At 40.5% G+C, this 16,831-nt stretch carries 7 protein-coding genes; 5 read left to right on the top strand and 2 right to left on the bottom strand.

Features of this window, described 5'->3' with window-relative positions; all coding sequences use genetic code 11:
* Positions 1–274 precede the first annotated feature (274 nt).
* Entirely contained in the window at positions 275–4,705 is a 4,431-nt protein-coding gene (locus tag ACE1CC_RS05500) for a two-partner secretion domain-containing protein (protein ID WP_413269466.1), read from the bottom strand.
* 229 nt (positions 4,706–4,934) lie between these two features.
* On the opposite strand from ACE1CC_RS05500, the gene ACE1CC_RS05495 reads away from it, so the two are divergent.
* From ACE1CC_RS05495 to ACE1CC_RS05475, 5 genes are all read left to right on the top strand, one after another.
* Complete coding sequence (locus ACE1CC_RS05495) at positions 4,935–6,500, top strand: hypothetical protein (protein WP_413269465.1); 1,566 nt, start codon at positions 4,935–4,937, stop codon at positions 6,498–6,500.
* 217 nt (positions 6,501–6,717) lie between these two features.
* Positions 6,718–8,265, top strand: a complete 1,548-nt coding sequence (locus ACE1CC_RS05490; protein WP_413269464.1) for a protein kinase domain-containing protein — start codon at positions 6,718–6,720, stop codon at positions 8,263–8,265.
* 338 nt (positions 8,266–8,603) lie between these two features.
* Entirely contained in the window at positions 8,604–8,846 is a 243-nt protein-coding gene (locus ACE1CC_RS05485; RefSeq protein WP_413269463.1) for a hypothetical protein, read from the top strand.
* Positions 8,847–9,018: 172 nt separating this feature from the next.
* Complete coding sequence (locus tag ACE1CC_RS05480) at positions 9,019–9,714, top strand: NHLP leader peptide family RiPP precursor (protein WP_413269462.1); 696 nt, start codon at positions 9,019–9,021, stop codon at positions 9,712–9,714.
* Positions 9,715–9,945: 231 nt separating this feature from the next.
* Positions 9,946–13,278 (top strand): type 2 lanthipeptide synthetase LanM family protein, encoded by a 3,333-nt coding sequence (locus tag ACE1CC_RS05475; protein ID WP_413269461.1) that lies wholly within the window; start codon positions 9,946–9,948, stop codon positions 13,276–13,278.
* A 643-nt stretch (positions 13,279–13,921) separates the two neighbouring features.
* Here the strand turns inward: ACE1CC_RS05475 and ACE1CC_RS05470 are convergent.
* Entirely contained in the window at positions 13,922–16,831 is a 2,910-nt protein-coding gene (locus ACE1CC_RS05470; RefSeq protein ID WP_413269460.1) for an NHLP bacteriocin export ABC transporter permease/ATPase subunit, read from the bottom strand.

Here is a 16,831-nt window from a genome sequence, read left to right as displayed (position 1 = left end):
ACTCCTGCGTTATCTTTTGAATGCCGTGTCCCTACAATTTCTCCCAAAGGGGCAAGGTTTTTGCACTAAAAGATTGCGATAACCTTGCATTTATTGTGGGCAAAAAATGGGTAAAACCTTTGCATACCTTACCTTTTAGCTTTTTGAAGCAAGCCCTAAATAAATTCCCGTGCCTTTTCTTGAATGCCGTAGGCTATACGCACCGTTTCCCTAGTTTGTAACATTTATGAACATTTTTCCCCATTAACTCGAAAGAGCCTTAAGTTATTAACCATTATTGCGCTTCTACTGTTGTCGGGCAAGTGGCGGGAGTTAGCCAACTACCGTTTGGAATATTAGGTGCAGAAGTTATGAGTACCACTTGACCTTTGTTGTCTCTTACCCAACCAGTAGCCTCGACAATTTCAGATTTATTTTGGGTAGTGGGTAGTTGGTAATTAGTAGGAGATGAAATCATTTTTTGCGCCTGAGTATCTGAGTTTATCTGTTCTTGACTATTGCCTACCCAATCAACCGATACAGTATTATTAGGACGCAATGGTTCATTGGGTAACGGTGGCAAACCGCCACGTCCGGTAATAGCAAATGAATTGCCTTGTGCAGCCGGACAACCAGTAGCAATTAATTGAGTCGGATCGAGTAAATTAACTGATAATTCTAATAAACCAGAACTAGGGTCAATATCAGGCGTATTGACAGTAATGATTCCTTGTAGTTGTGGGCCTCCTTGTTGAGAAATCGCTGTAATATCGCTAGTGAGTAGTAATCTAGGGTTTAAGGAATTGGGATCTTTGGTATTAAGTAAAAACTGTAAATCTTCCCTGGTACGAGGTAGAGAACCAAAGATAGCGTCAGCGTTGATAGAGATTTTACCGCCTTGACTTTGTTCGGAATTAGCAGTGATGTCGCTGTTTTTGAGGGCGGCTAAGATGTTGGTGTTGAGAGTAATGTTACCGCCAGTGATTTCATTGCCAGTAGCGTTAGTGGTGATAGTACTACCGTCACGCAACTGCAAGAATTGGGAAGTTACCGAGATGTCGCCACCGCTATTTCCGCCAGAGGCATTGGTGGTGATGCTGCTGTTGCGTAAGGTGATGGTAGGGGCAAACAGTTGGATGCTACCACCGCCTGATGTAGTATTTGCATTCACAGAAGCTTGATTAGAAAGCTCAATAGAATTAGCAGAAACTTGCAGAGTGCCTGCTTTTCCAGCACCAGCACTAGAAACACTGACTGTTGCCTGATCTTTAATAGTCAACCGTCCGGTTTCAATCGTCAAGTTACCCCCTTTTCCGGTTGTTGGGCCTGGTAGTATGGCAAGAGGCTCTGTATTAGCTACTGCTGAAGCACTCAAACTGCTAGTAGACTTACCAGAAGAACCATCGATACCGATACCACTCACATCCACAGCAACGCTGGCTTTGATGCTGAGATTTCCCGCCTTCCCTTGCCCAAGTGTATCAGTACTTATCTGTGCGCCATCTTTGACAATCAACTGTCGAGTGTCAATCGTCAAATTTCCTCCATCTCCTATTGAGCTTGTAGTGGTAGCCAAGCCGCTGCCACTACCTTTAGCGCTACCTATAGTAGAAGTGCCAATCACTTCAACAGCATCTCTAGCTGTAATTGTCAGATTTCCTGACTTCCCTTGTCCACCTGTAGCAGTGACAATCGCTGCCCCATCTTTGACAATCAACCGTCCGGTTTCAATAGCCAAATTGCCCCCATCTCCGGTTGAGTAGGATGTAGCTCCAGTAATCAAAAAACTAAAAAAACGGCCTAAACCTTTCTCAGAGCTTTCGCCTATTACTTCAATGGTATGCCTAGCTTTAACTGTAAGATTTCCCGCCTTCCCTTGCCCACGAGTAGCAGTGGCTATCTGTGCTCCATCTTTGAGGGTTAACCATCCGGTGTCAATCGTTATATTGCCCGCATCTCCTGTGGCTTCTGGTAAAACCTCAGTAGATATATAACTGGTGACGTTGAGAATCGGATTGTTAGGTGATTTGCCCATCATTTCCACTGACTGTGCAGCACGCACAGTGATGTCTCCTCCTGAATTACTGCCCTCGGTGAAGTTCAAAATGTTAGAACCATCATTAACGCTAATCCGCCGTCCTTGCAATTGGATACTTCCTCCACCACTACCACTGGCATCTAGCAAGGCTGCCGCTTTTAAGCTAATATCTTGGAAATTCTGTACTCCTGCATATCCCAACTGCCAAATACTCCCCTGAATTGATGTTGGAGTCAGAGTGACAAAATTCCCTGGTGTTACACTTCCCAGTTCAATTCGTCCAAAAGGAGCAATTAAAATTCCTCCCTCCAGTTTCACCTCACCACCAACCAGAGCTAAGGTTTGATTGACTAACACCCCTAAACCAACAGGCGGATAATCAATAATACTGAGTCCTAGCGCATTTAAATCAGCAGTTATATTATGACCAGTTCCTTGCACAGTTATCGAGGCATTAGGCTGAGGAGTATTAGCGGCAAATTGCAAACCAATCGGTAGGTTAATTGCTAGTGGAGATGGGGGATTTGGATTAGTAGCACTGAAAAAGCTGCCATCAGCAAATTTAATACTATTAGCAGTAGTGACCAAAAATGAACCGCCAATGTTCAATCTGGCGTTTTGTCCCAAAATAATCCCATTCGGATTGAGCAAAAAGATGTTGGCTGTGCCATTAGCTTGAAGGAAACCATTAATATGAGAAACAGACTCACCAGTGACACGACTAATAATGTTTTTGATATCTAGAGCATTATTAAAGTACGCCGTAGTGGTTGTTGGTACAGAAAACTCGACAAAGCTATGGAACAGATTGCTACCAATTTGAGTTCCTCCCTCAACCACGTTGATGTTATTTGCTTCTTGTCTAATAGTGGAGTTGATGGGTAAAGTTTGGTCGGGAACAATTTGTGACTTGATAATAGTTGGCAGAAATTCTGAGCTAATAATAGTTAATTTTCCCACTTTTCCCTGACCCAAACTACGCAATATAGGCAATGTTCCTTCAAAGCGCCCAGTTTCAATGGTTACATTGCCCCCAGCCCCAGTAGAATTAACTGAAGTTAATCCTAATATGCCTCCCCCTGGATTAACTTTCACAAAATCCGATGCCCGAATGATTAAATCACCTGCATTAGCAACACCTTTTGTATTAGTTAAGATTTCTGTATTACCTTGAAAAGTTAACTGCCCGGTTTCGATAATCAAGTTACCACCAGTTTGAGTGGTTGCCGTATTGGTAAATAAATAACTGGGTTGAGCGATTCCTCTGAGTTCTACAGATTGGTTAGCTTTAATAATTAAACTTCCCGAACTTGCTTCACTAGCTGAAGAGGACACCTTTACACCATCTCCAACAATTAACTTTCCGGTGATCAGCTGAATATTTTCCGCAAATATATTAGCGCCTTTGTCAAGGGAAATGGTATCCCTAGCATAGATAATCACACTGCTTCCATCTCCCTTGCTGCCGCTAGAGTTTGGCAGTAGTGATCCGTTAAAGAGTGAAAACGACCCAGTAGTGATCTTGATATTGCCAGCATAGCTGCCAAATGTATCAAAGGAAACACTCTCGCGAACGTTGATGTTGATATCGCCTCCTTTTCCCTTGCTGTAAGCAGTAGCATCTAGGCTTCCACCGTTATTGAAAGAAACTGAATCAGCAGTGATGTTGATATTGCCGCTATTTCCTTCAAAATAATTGGCATTGTTTTCAATGAGACTAGATGCAATTGTCATCGCTTCAGTAATATTGAGGATAATATCTCCGGCTTTTGCATCAACTGACCCTTGTCCTCCTGCTATCCCCGCACTGAGCAAACTATATCCTGAAATATCCAAATTTCTGGCGCTGATAGTAATACTCCCACCACCACTAGCCAGCACGTTGATTCCGGCTTTATTGATCAAGGATATATCTGCTCGCGTCACATCCATTGGGAAAGTCAAACTCCCATCACTATTGAGTTTTACTGTTCCTTCTCCCGACACTCCACCTATCTCGACTCGACCACCAGGAGCTTGTAAAAGTCCACCATCAATGACAACATTGCCACCTACTAAAGTTAAGCTCTTTCCTGGCAAAACTTCTAAGGAATTCAACGAGCTATCAAAACTGCCCCCTGCTCCAGGTACACCAAATTCCTGACCTTTTCCTTGGACGCGAATTTCTCCAGCATTTTTTCCATATTGCAAACCAATGGGTACATTTATACTCAGCAAAGCTGTATTTTGTGGATTAGTAGCACTAAACTCTACCCCATCAGCAAACTTAAAACTATTCGCTGTACTCGCCAAAAATGAGCCACCAATATTTAATTTAGCATTCGGCCCAAAAATAATTCCATTAGGATTAATTAAAAATAAATTAGCTGTCCCATTAGCACGAATCAATCCATCAATATTAGATATTGACCGACCTGTTACTCGACTAAAAATATTTTGAATATTACTAGCGTTGTTAAAGAAAGCCTCGCCACCAGTAGGGACAGAAAACCGCTCAAAACTGTGGAACAGATTAACACCTGCGGCTGTCCCTCCCTCAATAATTGTTGTATTTCCTTTGGGAGTAGCGATACTGTTGACTGGTAGCGTAGTATCTGGGACAATTTGTGCTACTGCTAGGTGGGAATCCAAAAGATACATTAGAATACTACTATTAAACAGCCAAAAACAGAGTAGATGCAGCTTCATAAAATCTCCTCACTGTAAAGCCTTTTCTAAAAACAATAAAAATTTTTATACAATGACTGTACGGAAAACAGGATTATTTTTTGCCTTTTATCTTTTAACCTAACTGTCCCATCTAAAACTAAACTTAAGTATAGCTGCGAAAAAACAAATATGTTTATAATGTTTTATTAACTATGCCCAAAAAAGCTGAAACTTTTAAGCAAAATTCTTTAATAAAAAGGAGACTTCCATGAAAAAACGGGAAGATATTGTCCAAAAGTTCTCGACTTTCCTCAGCTTTGGCGATTATAACAGTAGGGGAAAATCCTTCTGGCAAGCAGATCCCCAATTAGAACGCCAGATAAAACGTTTAACCCAGTCAGATCCAGGAGCTAAAGAAGAATTTTGGGCAAAATACTTCCTAAAAACGCTCAGAGAGGTATCCCAGACGGAAAGTAGCAGAGCAGCAAGTATTTCGTCGCTCAGATTTTCTGTTACTCCTCTCCCTCTTCCCTCTCCCTCTGAAACAGTCACGAGTCCCCAAACTTTGAAAATTCCTCCTTTAATAACAGCAAGACATTTATCAGCTTATTTACAGGAAGCTTGCCTTTGGGCAGCCCAAAAAAGTCATCTTAAATATCAGTTTCTCCGTTACAAATATCCTATAGAAGAATATTTTCAAATAGCTTCTTCATTTGCTAATCTACCAGACAAACTCCTAAAAAGTTTTAATCTCGATCACCCGCGTTCTAACATTGAAGGCTATGCTAAAATAGCAATCTTCCGTTTTATAAGAGATAAAATTTACCAACATGATGTAGAAGCAAAAAGCAGAAAATTTAGCGATTATGGTTTATTGAAAGATTTAACTGCAAAAGAATTAAAAGAAGCTTTAGCATCTCAAGGAATTAATCAACAAAAAATTGACTTATATAGACTCGCTTGGCAATGCTTTAATGAAATTTACCAACCTCAACAAGAGTGTAGCACCCGTAAATTAGAACCTCCTACTCAAGAAATTTTAAACCAAATTGCGGATTATTACAATCAGCGGCTTAATCAGCTAGATTTACCAAAGCTAGCAGCTAATGAAGACAAAGTTCAAGAAATATTGGAATTTTGTATAAAAGCAGCGCGAAATTATCGAACAAAGCAGTTTCTTCCTCTTGAAGAGTACGATAATATATCCGACACCACTCCTACTCCTTGGGATATTGCGGTTTACGAAGAAGAAAATCAACAGGTGCAGTTACTCGTTGCTAAAGTGTTTGCAACTATACCCGAAGCTGGGCAAGTTATGCTGATACTTTGGCAAGGTTTAGACTTAACTCAAAGTGAAATTGCTACAGTAATTAAAGCTAAATATCCTGAATTACAAAAGCAGTATCAAGTAGCTCGACATTTAGCGAGATATACTAAGAATATTTTAAAAGATTTTGTTGATGAATGGAATCTAGCTAATCCGAGTTGTGCGATCGCTGATGAACAAGATTTAGCGAAAATTAAAGAAGCTTTAGATGAGTGCTTGCAGTCCCATTGTAAGCGATCGATCGACTCAATCCTTGAACAAGCTAGTCAGGAAGTTAACATTGCAGACAAATCATTAGTTTTGAGCAACACACTAAATATGAATCAACCAACCACAACTGAAGTGTCTCCTGAAGCTTTAAACGCAAAACAATCATTAACAAAAGCTTTTATCTCTAAACTAGAAACAGAATTAAATCTTCCAATAGATGCAATTTTACCAATGTTTAACAAGGTAGTTGTTTATGTAGAAGAATGGCTAGTTTATGCTCAATTAAGTCTAAGATAAAATGAATTTAGATCCCCGACTTCTTCAAGAAGTCGGGGATCTGAGCAGCAAGTTTTGCTTAAATTAGTGCCATTAGGGTAAAATTTAGGTATTATATTGTCATTACTGGAATAGCGCTCTAGAAAAGCACAGATGGCGAGAATGAAAAAAGTTCTTTTTAGCCAAACTAGTGTTGTACGCTGTTTTTGTAGCCTAATCATCAAAGAGCAAGGCAGTCATGCTACCAGAAATTACTCCGGGAACTGCGATCGGCGATCGATATCAGATTCAAAAAGTTATTGGACAGGGAAGCTTCGGACGAACATATTTAGCATCTGACACTCAGCGTTTTGGTGATGCTTGTGTTCTCAAAGAGTTTGTACCTTCAAGCAAAGCAGAATATACAATTCAAAAAGCGCGTCAGCTATTTGAGCGAGAAGCCAAAGTATTGTACCAAATTGATCATCCCCAAATCCCTAAATTTTTAGCTTGGTTTGCTGCCAATGAGCGGTTGTTTCTCGTACAAGAATATATTAATGGAAAAACTTACTCTCAAATTTTATCAGAACGTCAACAACAAGGTCAGCTATTTTCGGAAGCAGAAGTCACTCAATGGCTAAAAGATTTATTACCAGTTTTAGAATATTTGCATAAGCTCAATATTATTCATCGGGATATATCTTTAGAAAATATGATGCTTCCTCATAACAAATCTCAAGCTGTACTGATAGATTTTGGCTTAGTTAAAGAAGCAATTACTAAGATTGAATTTGGTGCAGGCAATACTCAACAACATTATTCCCAAGCTTCGATTGTGGGAAAATACGGTTATGCTCCACCAGAACAAATTCGTTTGGGACAATGCTATCCTTGTAGCGATATTTATGCTTTGGGTGTTTGCGCTGTAGTACTTTTGACAGGAAAAAAACCGGAATTATTAGTGGATGAATCTTTGGAGTGGCAGTGGCATTCTTACGTTAATATCAGTGACAGTCTGACTCAAATACTAGATAAAATGTTGGCGGAGAAACCCAAACAACGCTATCAATCAGCAAGAGAAGTTCTTACCGACATTGAGCCTTTAATTTTACCTCGAAGAACAAATGAAGCTTTGTCACTGAAAAAAGTAGAAATTAACATTAACAAAGCTCAGAAAGAGCGCGAGGTTATTGAAATCACTGAGTCAGAAGAGTTTAAGCTATTGGAGCAACGGGCGAATCAACTGAGAAAGAAAAGAGAAACTTCTGAATCTGAAGAGACAAAAATTTCTCAGGTCAATGATGCAGTAGAGGTTGTTTTTGAACCTCAAACAAAACCAAAAAGTTATGAGATTTGGCAGCCTGAATTTTTAGAGCATTGTCGTCAAGAATTAATTCGTTGTATGGGACCAATGGCTAGTTTGATTATCGAAGAAACTTTGGCTCAATCTCCACATTTAACGCCTGTGCAATTGGTGGAAGCACTGATAGCAGAAATTCCTAATCCTCAAAGAGCCGAAGATTTTAGAAAGCGTATTCAAATTTCTATTAAGCCTGAGAAAGTTCTCTCTTCTGAGAATCCTGTAAATACTCGCTCTGTTCTTTTGTACCCAAAATTTTTAGAACACTGTCAGCAAGAAATGAGCCTTTGTGTCGGGCCAATGGGTATGTTTGTATTAGAAGAGATTTTAGCTCAATTTCCTTATTTGACTCCTGTGGAACTAGTGGAAGCGTTAGCAGCGGAGATTCCTGACGCGAGGCGGGCTGAAGAGTTTAGAAAAAACATTAAAACTCATTTTCCAGCTTAGTCTCGTAGCCAAAGAAAACATAATCTCTCTTGATGGAAAAAGTAAATATATAATCCATCTTTGGACAGATGCGTGAATTTATTCAAGGTTTACGGTAATAGTTTTGTATTTTTGGAATTTTTAGCGGTAAGTTTTCTAACTGCTGCATAAAGCGATCGCAGTCGTACCCATTAGATAAGTAGAAGAGTTGGTTATTGCCAAATTCAATTTGCAAATGGCTGCATAAAACGATCGCACTCTTACCCATTAGATAAGTAAGAGAGTTGATTGACCGAAGTTTTGGTGACAATACAACTCGAAAAAACAAACTTACAGACTATAAAAGGAGAAAACATATCATGGAAAGCAACAATTCATTTATTCCAGATATGAAAAGAACCATAGTTGAGCCGAAAAGCGCAACCAACCAAGAATTAAACGAGTCAGAACTTGATGCGATCGCAGGTGGCTGTAGCAGCGTGACATCAGATACCTCAGATAAGACTACTGCTAGTGGCCTTCGTATTATAAACGCTGCTAACTCACCAGGGCTAGATTTTGATCCCTATGGCATTACTGGTCTTTTTCGGAAAATTGCTTAGCACCCCAGATTTTAAGCCTCAATTTGCCCAGCACCAGCATAAAGCGATCGCAATCGTACCCATTACATAAGTAGAAGAGTTGGTTGCCTGAAGTTTTGGTAGCAACGCACTTGGAAAAAAGAGATCGGATCTCAAAGGAAATCCGAATTATATCTACATAGGAGATTGAACAATGGTTGAAATTAAAGCACAGCTAATTAAATTAGCCTTACAAGACTCAGAGTTTCGTAATCGCTTGATTGTTGACCCCAAGGGGGCGATAGCAAAAGCAGGATTGGATGTTCCGACTGAAACCCAAATTACTGTGATGAAGGAAACACCAAATCATCACTATCTGGTGCTGCCACCTTTGGAACTCCTGGAAGGAAAATTGGAAGAAGACTTTTCACATGAACAGCTGAAAATCAATGAAGAAGTGCAAACGCCTGCAAGTTTTTCCTCTACAGATCCAACCGGACACATACTGGAAACTCAAGTTCAGTTGCTCACACGGATATTACGTGATTCAGAGTTTCGCAATCGTTTAATTGCCGATCCCAAGGGGGTGATGGCTGAAAAGGGATTGAATGTTCCTGCTGATGTTCAAGTCACTGTATTGCAGGAAACTCCAAGCCATTACTATCTGGTGCTGCCAGCCTTTGATTTCCCAGAATTAGAAGCTGGTAGAGAGTTGTCGGATGAAGAACTGGAATTTGTTGCAGGAGGAATGAGCAATGAAGCTTTCGACTTGCTAATGTCAACTGTTTCACTTGCGTCTGACATAGCAGCGGTAGCAAACCCATTTACTGCAATACCAGCCTTCTATTGCATGGTTTACGACGTAGGAGAGAGAGTGGCGCATTGGAAGAACGCACAAACGCCGAAGTAACTTCCTTAAAAGTTATATTCTCAAACACTGTATTTCTTTTAATTTGAGTTAGTGACAGCAATACATTATGTTGCCATTAACTCATTTTACTAGTAACTCTACTTTAATTTTGTGCCTTAATTATTCAGAATAATTGCGAATAAGCGAGATCTCTGGTTTTATAAATGCACTATTTAATAGTATGTATATAAGTGTTACAAACTCTACATATAAGGAATTTATCGAACTGAAATGAACACAGATCAAGTCTATATTTCTACAATTGACTTACATAGCATCGTTGCTAAAGCCAGCACCCTCTACGAACGGCTAAATGCAGAAATATTTTCACCGTCCCTTGAAGTTGATGAACAACTGATGCGATCTCGTCTTGATGATTGGTGTCAAACAGTTACCAAAGGAAATTTTCAGCGTTTTCAGCAATACCTGGATTGGGATGGATTGACCTTAGAAACAGCTAAACAGGCGATCGCTCCTGTTTACTTACTACAGGATGCTCCCTTACCTAATTGGGCAAAAACGCTCAGTGCAGTTCTCCAGATAATCCCTGCAACTCTTGTATCGGAAACAAATGAAAAAACTACGGCAATACGCCGTTTCTTAAGTTTGCACATACCTCTACCTTTTGAAGAAATAATTACTCCATTTGTCATTTTTGCTCAAAAAGAATTAGCTATAAAGGCAGGAGATTCTTACCATAAATTAACGGATGAAGCTCACGCCGTCTGCGAACGTGCTTTACTTTGTCAGCTAATAGATATAGCTGCACAACCATTACAGCTAACTTTTTACAATTGGCAAATTGCTCATCAATCTTCTTTCGCCCGTTTTGTCACCCTAACTCAAGAGCAGGAAAGCAAAAGTTTTTATCTTCAGTTTATCCAGGAAATGTTGCAATGTAAACTAGTTGCTTTTTTTCTAGAATATGCTGCTTTAGCAAGATTGCTAGCTACTGCAACAGAGCTTTGGGTACAATCTCAATACGAATTTCTTCAGCAATTAAATGCCGACTGGTCAAAGATTGAGGCTACCTTTAGCAACGGTGTTTCCCTCAATCAAGTTACAAATATAAGACCTCTTTTATCAGACCCTCATCAAGGTAGACGTTCTGTAATAGCACTTCAGATCGATTCAAACCTACGTTTAGTATATAAACCCAAGCATTTAGGTATTGAGCAAGCGTATAATCAACTCTTGCAATGGTTAAATGAACAAGGTTGCCCTCTACCTCTAAAAACCTTACAAGTAGTTAGCAGCCACACTAATGGCTGGGTGGAGTTCGTCGAACCATTACCCTGTGAAAATACCGCCCAACTAGAACGCCATTATCGACGGGCAGGGATGTTACTCTGCCTAGTTTATCTACTGGAAGCCACCGATTGCCACTTTGAAAATCTTATTGCCAACGGTGAACATCTAGTTCTAATTGATGCTGAAACTCTAATGCAGCATCGGCCTAAGATAGAATTGCAGCAAGGTACACAATCGGCTCAACAAATAGCATTCAATCAGGTTAACAATTCTGTCTGTCGTACTGCCCTACTCCCTCGTTGGCAATTGAATGCTAACTCTGACTTTGATTTAAGTGGGTTAGGTAGCCATGCTCAACAGACTATACTTTATCAAGGGCTTCAGTGGTCTAGCATCAATACAGATCGAATGGCGTTAAAGCTTCAACAGATCCCAATTCCTTCATCTTCGGATAATGTACCGACTGTAAACGGACAGCCTGCCAATTTATCTGACTGGATTGAAGTAATAGCAGAAGGATTTGAACAAATGTACCGCTTTATGCTGGATAAACAGGAGGCTCTACTTTTCCAGGATAGTCCCCTATGGGCAATGGCAAAACATCCCGTCCGCTTTGTATTTCGCCCTACGATCACTTATTTCAAAATTTTGAATAAGTTGAATCATCCGAAGTATTTACGGGATGGAATCGATCGCAGTATCGAACTAGAGATCCTCAAACGGGCAGCATCTGGAGCGACTAAAAAGCCTAAATTCTGGTCACTTTTCCAGGCCGAGCGACAACAGATGGAACAGTTAGATATTCCCTTCTTCCCAATTTCTCCTGAAACAGATGCGCTGGAGTTGTCGCCGGACAATCGAGTTGAGGAATTTTTTCAATGTCCGAGTTTTCAGTCGGTGATAGAGCGTATTAAGACATTGGGCGAAGCGGATTTGGCAATGCAAATTCAGTTTATTAAAGCGACTTTGTACCTGCGGATGATTCCCGCTCAAGAGTTTATCGCACCTGAAAAACTAGCCTCTGATGCCTCCATACATCTCCAGAAAGAGCATAAAATAATCCTAGATGAAAAAGCTTTGGTTGCTGAGGTGATATCTATTGCCCAAAGATTACGAGAACGAGCAATTTATGCGCCTGATGGCAGTGTAACCTGGCTCGCTCCCCAGTTTTCTACTCGCCAAGAGCGATGCGAGTTTCAACCAACTGCTTTCACTCTTTATAATGGCAAATTAGGAATAGCATTGTTTCTGGGAGCAGTAGAGCATATCAGAGCAGATGGAGAATTTCGCCAATTATGTTTAAGTGCTTTGCAAGAGTTTCGTCAGACTATACCCCGCTCTGAACAGGAAAAGCACAAACTCCCTTCCGACCTAAATCTTGGTATGGAAGTTGGAGTAGGAGGATCGATTTACAGCTTAACTCGAATCAGCCAATTTCTGGCTGAAGACAGTTTGTTGGTGGATGCTGTTTATCTGGCAAGGATGGTCACACCAAAGGTAATTGCAAGCGATCGGCAGTTAGATATCCTGGGTGGTTCAGCAGGAGCAATTCTTGGTTTACTAGGATTGTACCGAATTGTTCAAGATTCAACTATTTTGGACTCTGCCGTTGCTTGCGGTCGTTATTTATTAGAGCAGAGTGTCATAACTTCTCAAGGCAGAGCTTGGAAAAGCCTAGATGGTAGATTATTAACAGGCTTTTCTCACGGAGCAGCTGGAATTGCCTACGCTCTGCTGAAGCTAGCACAAGTCACAAATGATACTAAATTCCAACAAGCTGCACAAGAAGCTATCTCCTATGAACAGAGCGTCTTTTTGCCAGAAGTAGGTAACTGGCCAGATCTAAGAGATTTCTCTAAATTCCTTCAAGCTACAGGCAGATCCGAACTTCCTCCACTCATGTCCAGTTGGTGTCATGGTGCAACTGGGATCGGCTTAGCCCGCCTTGCGGGGTTGGAGATATTAGAAACCGAAGCAATTCATCAAGATATCCAAGTAGCCATTCAAACTACCCAAAAGCAACTAACCCAGAGACAGGGGATAGTAGACCAGCTATGCTGTGGCACTATGGGACAAATTGAATTGCTGCTATGTGCCGCCCACCGACTTGGCAGACCTGAATTATTGGCAAACGCTAAAGTCTATGCTTCACAAGTCGTGTGGCAGGCAAGGCAGAAAGGATATTATCTTGAACCTGCTTTGCACTCAAGTGTATACGTTCCTGGCTTTTTCCGGGGCGAGGCTGGTATCGGCTATACTCTGCTGCGCTTGAGTTATCCAGACCAACTGCCTTCAGTTCTTCTCTGGGAATAATCAGACGAGATTGCTCACGGGCAATAGGATCTTTCAGAATTGAAATAATTTTCAATTTGATGAAGTGAATAAGGGTTTTAAGGTAAAGGGAAGAAATGTTTTTTCCCTTTGCTTATGTCCTTTAACTTTTTTGTTCTACTTTATCTCAGCAACATTCGGCTCTGGTAGACAAGGAAAATCCTGATTAAGAGCCTCCTATCGAAAGTGACGTATTTTGAGGAAAGTTTTCTATGTTCAAAGCACTTTATCTTTTGCAAACATCTACCGATATGAATGATGCTATGCCATTTAGCGTTGGTTTAGTTGTCATTTGCTTAATGGTGCTGCTTTTACTGTGGTTGCCCGATATAATCAAAAAACAATAAAAAATTTGTAGCAGTTGTTAAATTATAATACTTCGCGCTGGTGTATCCACAATTATTTAATTTGCTGCTTGGTGGGTATTAAATACCTAATTAAGCAGTTTTTTCTAATTCCTATTTTCGCTTTCTGCTACCAATATTCTACCCGGGCGAAGCGCTATAATTAGTAAAATTCTACTATTTTATGGGGAAGTTTAATATTTTCTAATCAACAAAAGGCTGGACATTAGTAAATTATATCTCCAGCCTTTTGTTATTTAGAGAAAAAATTATTTTATATGTCACTCCAATTGTCGTGCTGACAATCGAGCAAATAATCCTTTTTGATTCACCAATTCCTCAAATGTGCCAACCTCTATCAAACGACCCAATTCAATTACATAAATCCGATCAGCATTGCGAATCGTACTCAGTCGGTGAGCAATAACTACTCTGGTAGCATTCAACTTATCTAAACTTTCAGTAACGATCGCTTGCGTGTGATTATCCAAAGCGCTGGTAGCTTCATCCATCAATACGATTTTTGGTTTCAAAACCATAGCACGAGCAATTAATAATCTCTGTCTTTGCCCTCCAGAAAGATTCGTACCACCTTCACTAATAACAGTGTGCATTCCCATCGGCATTTGCTCGATATCAGCAGCTAATCCTGCCATTCGTGCTGCTTCCCAAGCTTCATCAATAGTCACTAACGCGCCGCAGGTGATATTGTCAAACATTGAACCAGAGTTAATTCGACCATTTTGTAACACCACTCCTAACTGCCGTCGAACGGCTTGAACATCTAGCCCTGCTAAATCTTGACCATCATAATAAATGGTGCCGCTTGCAGGTGTTTCAAATCCCAACAACAGACGAAATAAGGTTGATTTCCCGCTTCCTGATGGGCCAACAATTGCGATAAATTCTCCTGGTTCTGCATGAATACTGACATCATCTAAAATTAAAGACCCGTCTTTCCTGTAACGAAAAATAACGCGATCGATAACTATTTTGCCTTTTAAGCGACCGGGATCGGCTTTTGTTGAGTCAGATTCTGGCGTTCCCTGTAAAATCGGTTTAGCTCTTTCCCATAGAGGCACGATTCCTAAAATATCCGTCAGGGTATTACTTAGGTCAGTTATACCAGAAATAAAAGTTCCAAAAGCTGAATTGAAAGCCAGAAATGTACCCATGTTCAGTCCGATGCCACCACCTGCTTGAGCCGTTTGCATGGACACCACAGCAAACCAGAAGATTAGTATAGAACTTATTAAAGGCAATGCCTCATTAAATACCGCCACGCTGTCATCAATTCGTTTGATATCAGCCTTAAGTTTGATACGTTGACTGTACTTTTTCGCCCAAGCTGCAAATGCTAGTCCTTCTGCTGCCGCTACTCGTAACTTTGATACTCCGTTAATTAATTCTACCGTCAGGCCGTTAATTTCTCCATCGGTTGTTTCTTGCTGTCGATTTTTACGAATCAAGAGCGTGCTTGATGTTACTGTTACAATTACTGCTACCAAAGTTAACCCTATTCCCACTAATGCAAGTTGCCCACTATATAAAAACATTAGTACCAGGTTTAACAGGGAAAAAATTGCACTTAAAAGGGTGCGTTGCGTTGCACCACTAAGGAGAGAGCGGATTTGACTCACTGCCATTAAACGAGTCAGTAAGTCGCCTGATAAGTAGCTGCGAAAAAAAGCTGGTTTTAAATTGAGCAGTCGATCCCAAACGGCAGGCTGTAAGGCACCATCAGCAGCATTTTCTACTCGCAATGAAAGAATTGCTTGTGCCATACCAAAGGCAGATTTACCAATAGCGGTGGCAACTAAAACTAATCCAATTTGCCATAATAAAAGGCGATTACTATCAGGAATCGCATCGTTTACTAAAATAGCTGTTGCTTGGGGTGTCACCATCCCTAATAATGTTCCAATGATTCCCAAAGCAACGATCGCAATAATATTTTTTTCGTAACCTTTTGTGCCAAATCGAAACAATTCAACAGCGTGGCGAACGAATGACGGTAACGGTCGATAAAACATGAAACTCTCTGGTGAGAGTGTCTGCGCCACTGCTTTTGTTACTCGCGTTCTAGTTCGTTCAACTGGATCGAATAAAACATAACGATCGCCTTTTTCTGGTAATAACGCAACTGGCTTTTTATCCGAGTTAGTATAAGCTAATAAAGGGCCATATTCCCGTTTCCACCAATCTCCTACTAGTAAAACGCGACGAGTCCGAAATTGAGAAGCACGAGCGATCGCTTCCAACGGCTCTTTTACCCGACTGAGGTCTTCAGATTTCGCCGGAGGATTGATTGTAATTCCCATTGCTCGACCTACCGCACCAGCTGCAATTAACAGTGGTGTTCCTTCTAGAAAAAGTTCGGCTGGTCGAGGATGCAACACCCCAGTTAACTCTCCCAAGGCAGTTTCCCTGACTTGGCGGTTAAGATCTTCGCGCTCTTTAAATTTGCGAAATTGTTCTTCTTTTTTCTGGATTTCTCGTAAGTTTAAATACTGTAATAAAAATTCATGAAATTGAGTGATTGTTGCTGGGGAAATCTCTGCAAAATTTTGCCTTGAGCTATCAATTTGAAAATGCCTAATTCCTAGCTGTAACTCTACTTGTTCTTTTGCTAGAATCCACATTCTAGATCCCAGAGGAAATATTGGAGAAGCTGGGTTTAGTTTAAGTTCTTCAATACCCATCCAATAAACTTCACCCTGTTGTAACTTTATCCAAGCGATCGTTTCTGGGGGTGAGCGCCATGCTTGACCCTTTTGCAAAGACAGATATTGCGAAGTATCTGCTATCAACATATTATCTGGTGTGGTTAGTCTTTGTGTTAACAGCCAATCTCCCCAATGGTGTATCCAAGTTGATAAAATAGCCATATCAGAGCGATCGCCCGCTCTAATTTGAGCAATTAAATCATCAATATTCACAGGGATTAATTCTGTTTCTTCCAGAGCTACCGCTAGAATACCCCGTCGATTTTTGGGAGTTGCACCAAATAATGCTTCTCCTGCATTAACACCAAACAAATATCTACGGTTACCTTTTGGTTCTTTGCCTTCAAAAAGAGTGGTAAACACGGCTAAAGAACCAGATTGAACTATCCATATTGTTTGCGGATCGTTCAACAATAATAGTTCATTTCCTTTGATTCGATTTACTTTTTGAATTAAATTAACCAT

Source organism: Floridaenema aerugineum BLCC-F46 (assembly GCF_041929345.1).
Lineage (GTDB): Bacteria > Cyanobacteriota > Cyanobacteriia > Cyanobacteriales > Aerosakkonemataceae > Floridanema > Floridanema aerugineum.
Note: the sequence above shows the minus strand (reverse complement) of the source record. Positions and strands in the feature narration are given on the sequence as shown.

What these genes read in the sequence shown, in the direction of transcription:
- ACE1CC_RS05480 (WP_413269462.1), top strand. Translation starts at nt 9,019, where the DNA reads ATGGTTGAAATTAAAGCACAGCTAATTAAATTAGCCTTACAAGACTCA.
- ACE1CC_RS05500 (WP_413269466.1), bottom strand. Translation starts at nt 4,705, where the DNA reads ATGAAGCTGCATCTACTCTGTTTTTGGCTGTTTAATAGTAGTATTCTA.
- ACE1CC_RS05485 (WP_413269463.1), top strand. Translation starts at nt 8,604, where the DNA reads ATGGAAAGCAACAATTCATTTATTCCAGATATGAAAAGAACCATAGTT.
- ACE1CC_RS05495 (WP_413269465.1), top strand. Translation starts at nt 4,935, where the DNA reads ATGAAAAAACGGGAAGATATTGTCCAAAAGTTCTCGACTTTCCTCAGC.
- ACE1CC_RS05470 (WP_413269460.1), bottom strand. Translation starts at nt 16,831, where the DNA reads ATGGTTAATTTAATTCAAAAAGTAAATCGAATCAAAGGAAATGAACTA.
- ACE1CC_RS05490 (WP_413269464.1), top strand. Translation starts at nt 6,718, where the DNA reads ATGCTACCAGAAATTACTCCGGGAACTGCGATCGGCGATCGATATCAG.
- ACE1CC_RS05475 (WP_413269461.1), top strand. Translation starts at nt 9,946, where the DNA reads ATGAACACAGATCAAGTCTATATTTCTACAATTGACTTACATAGCATC.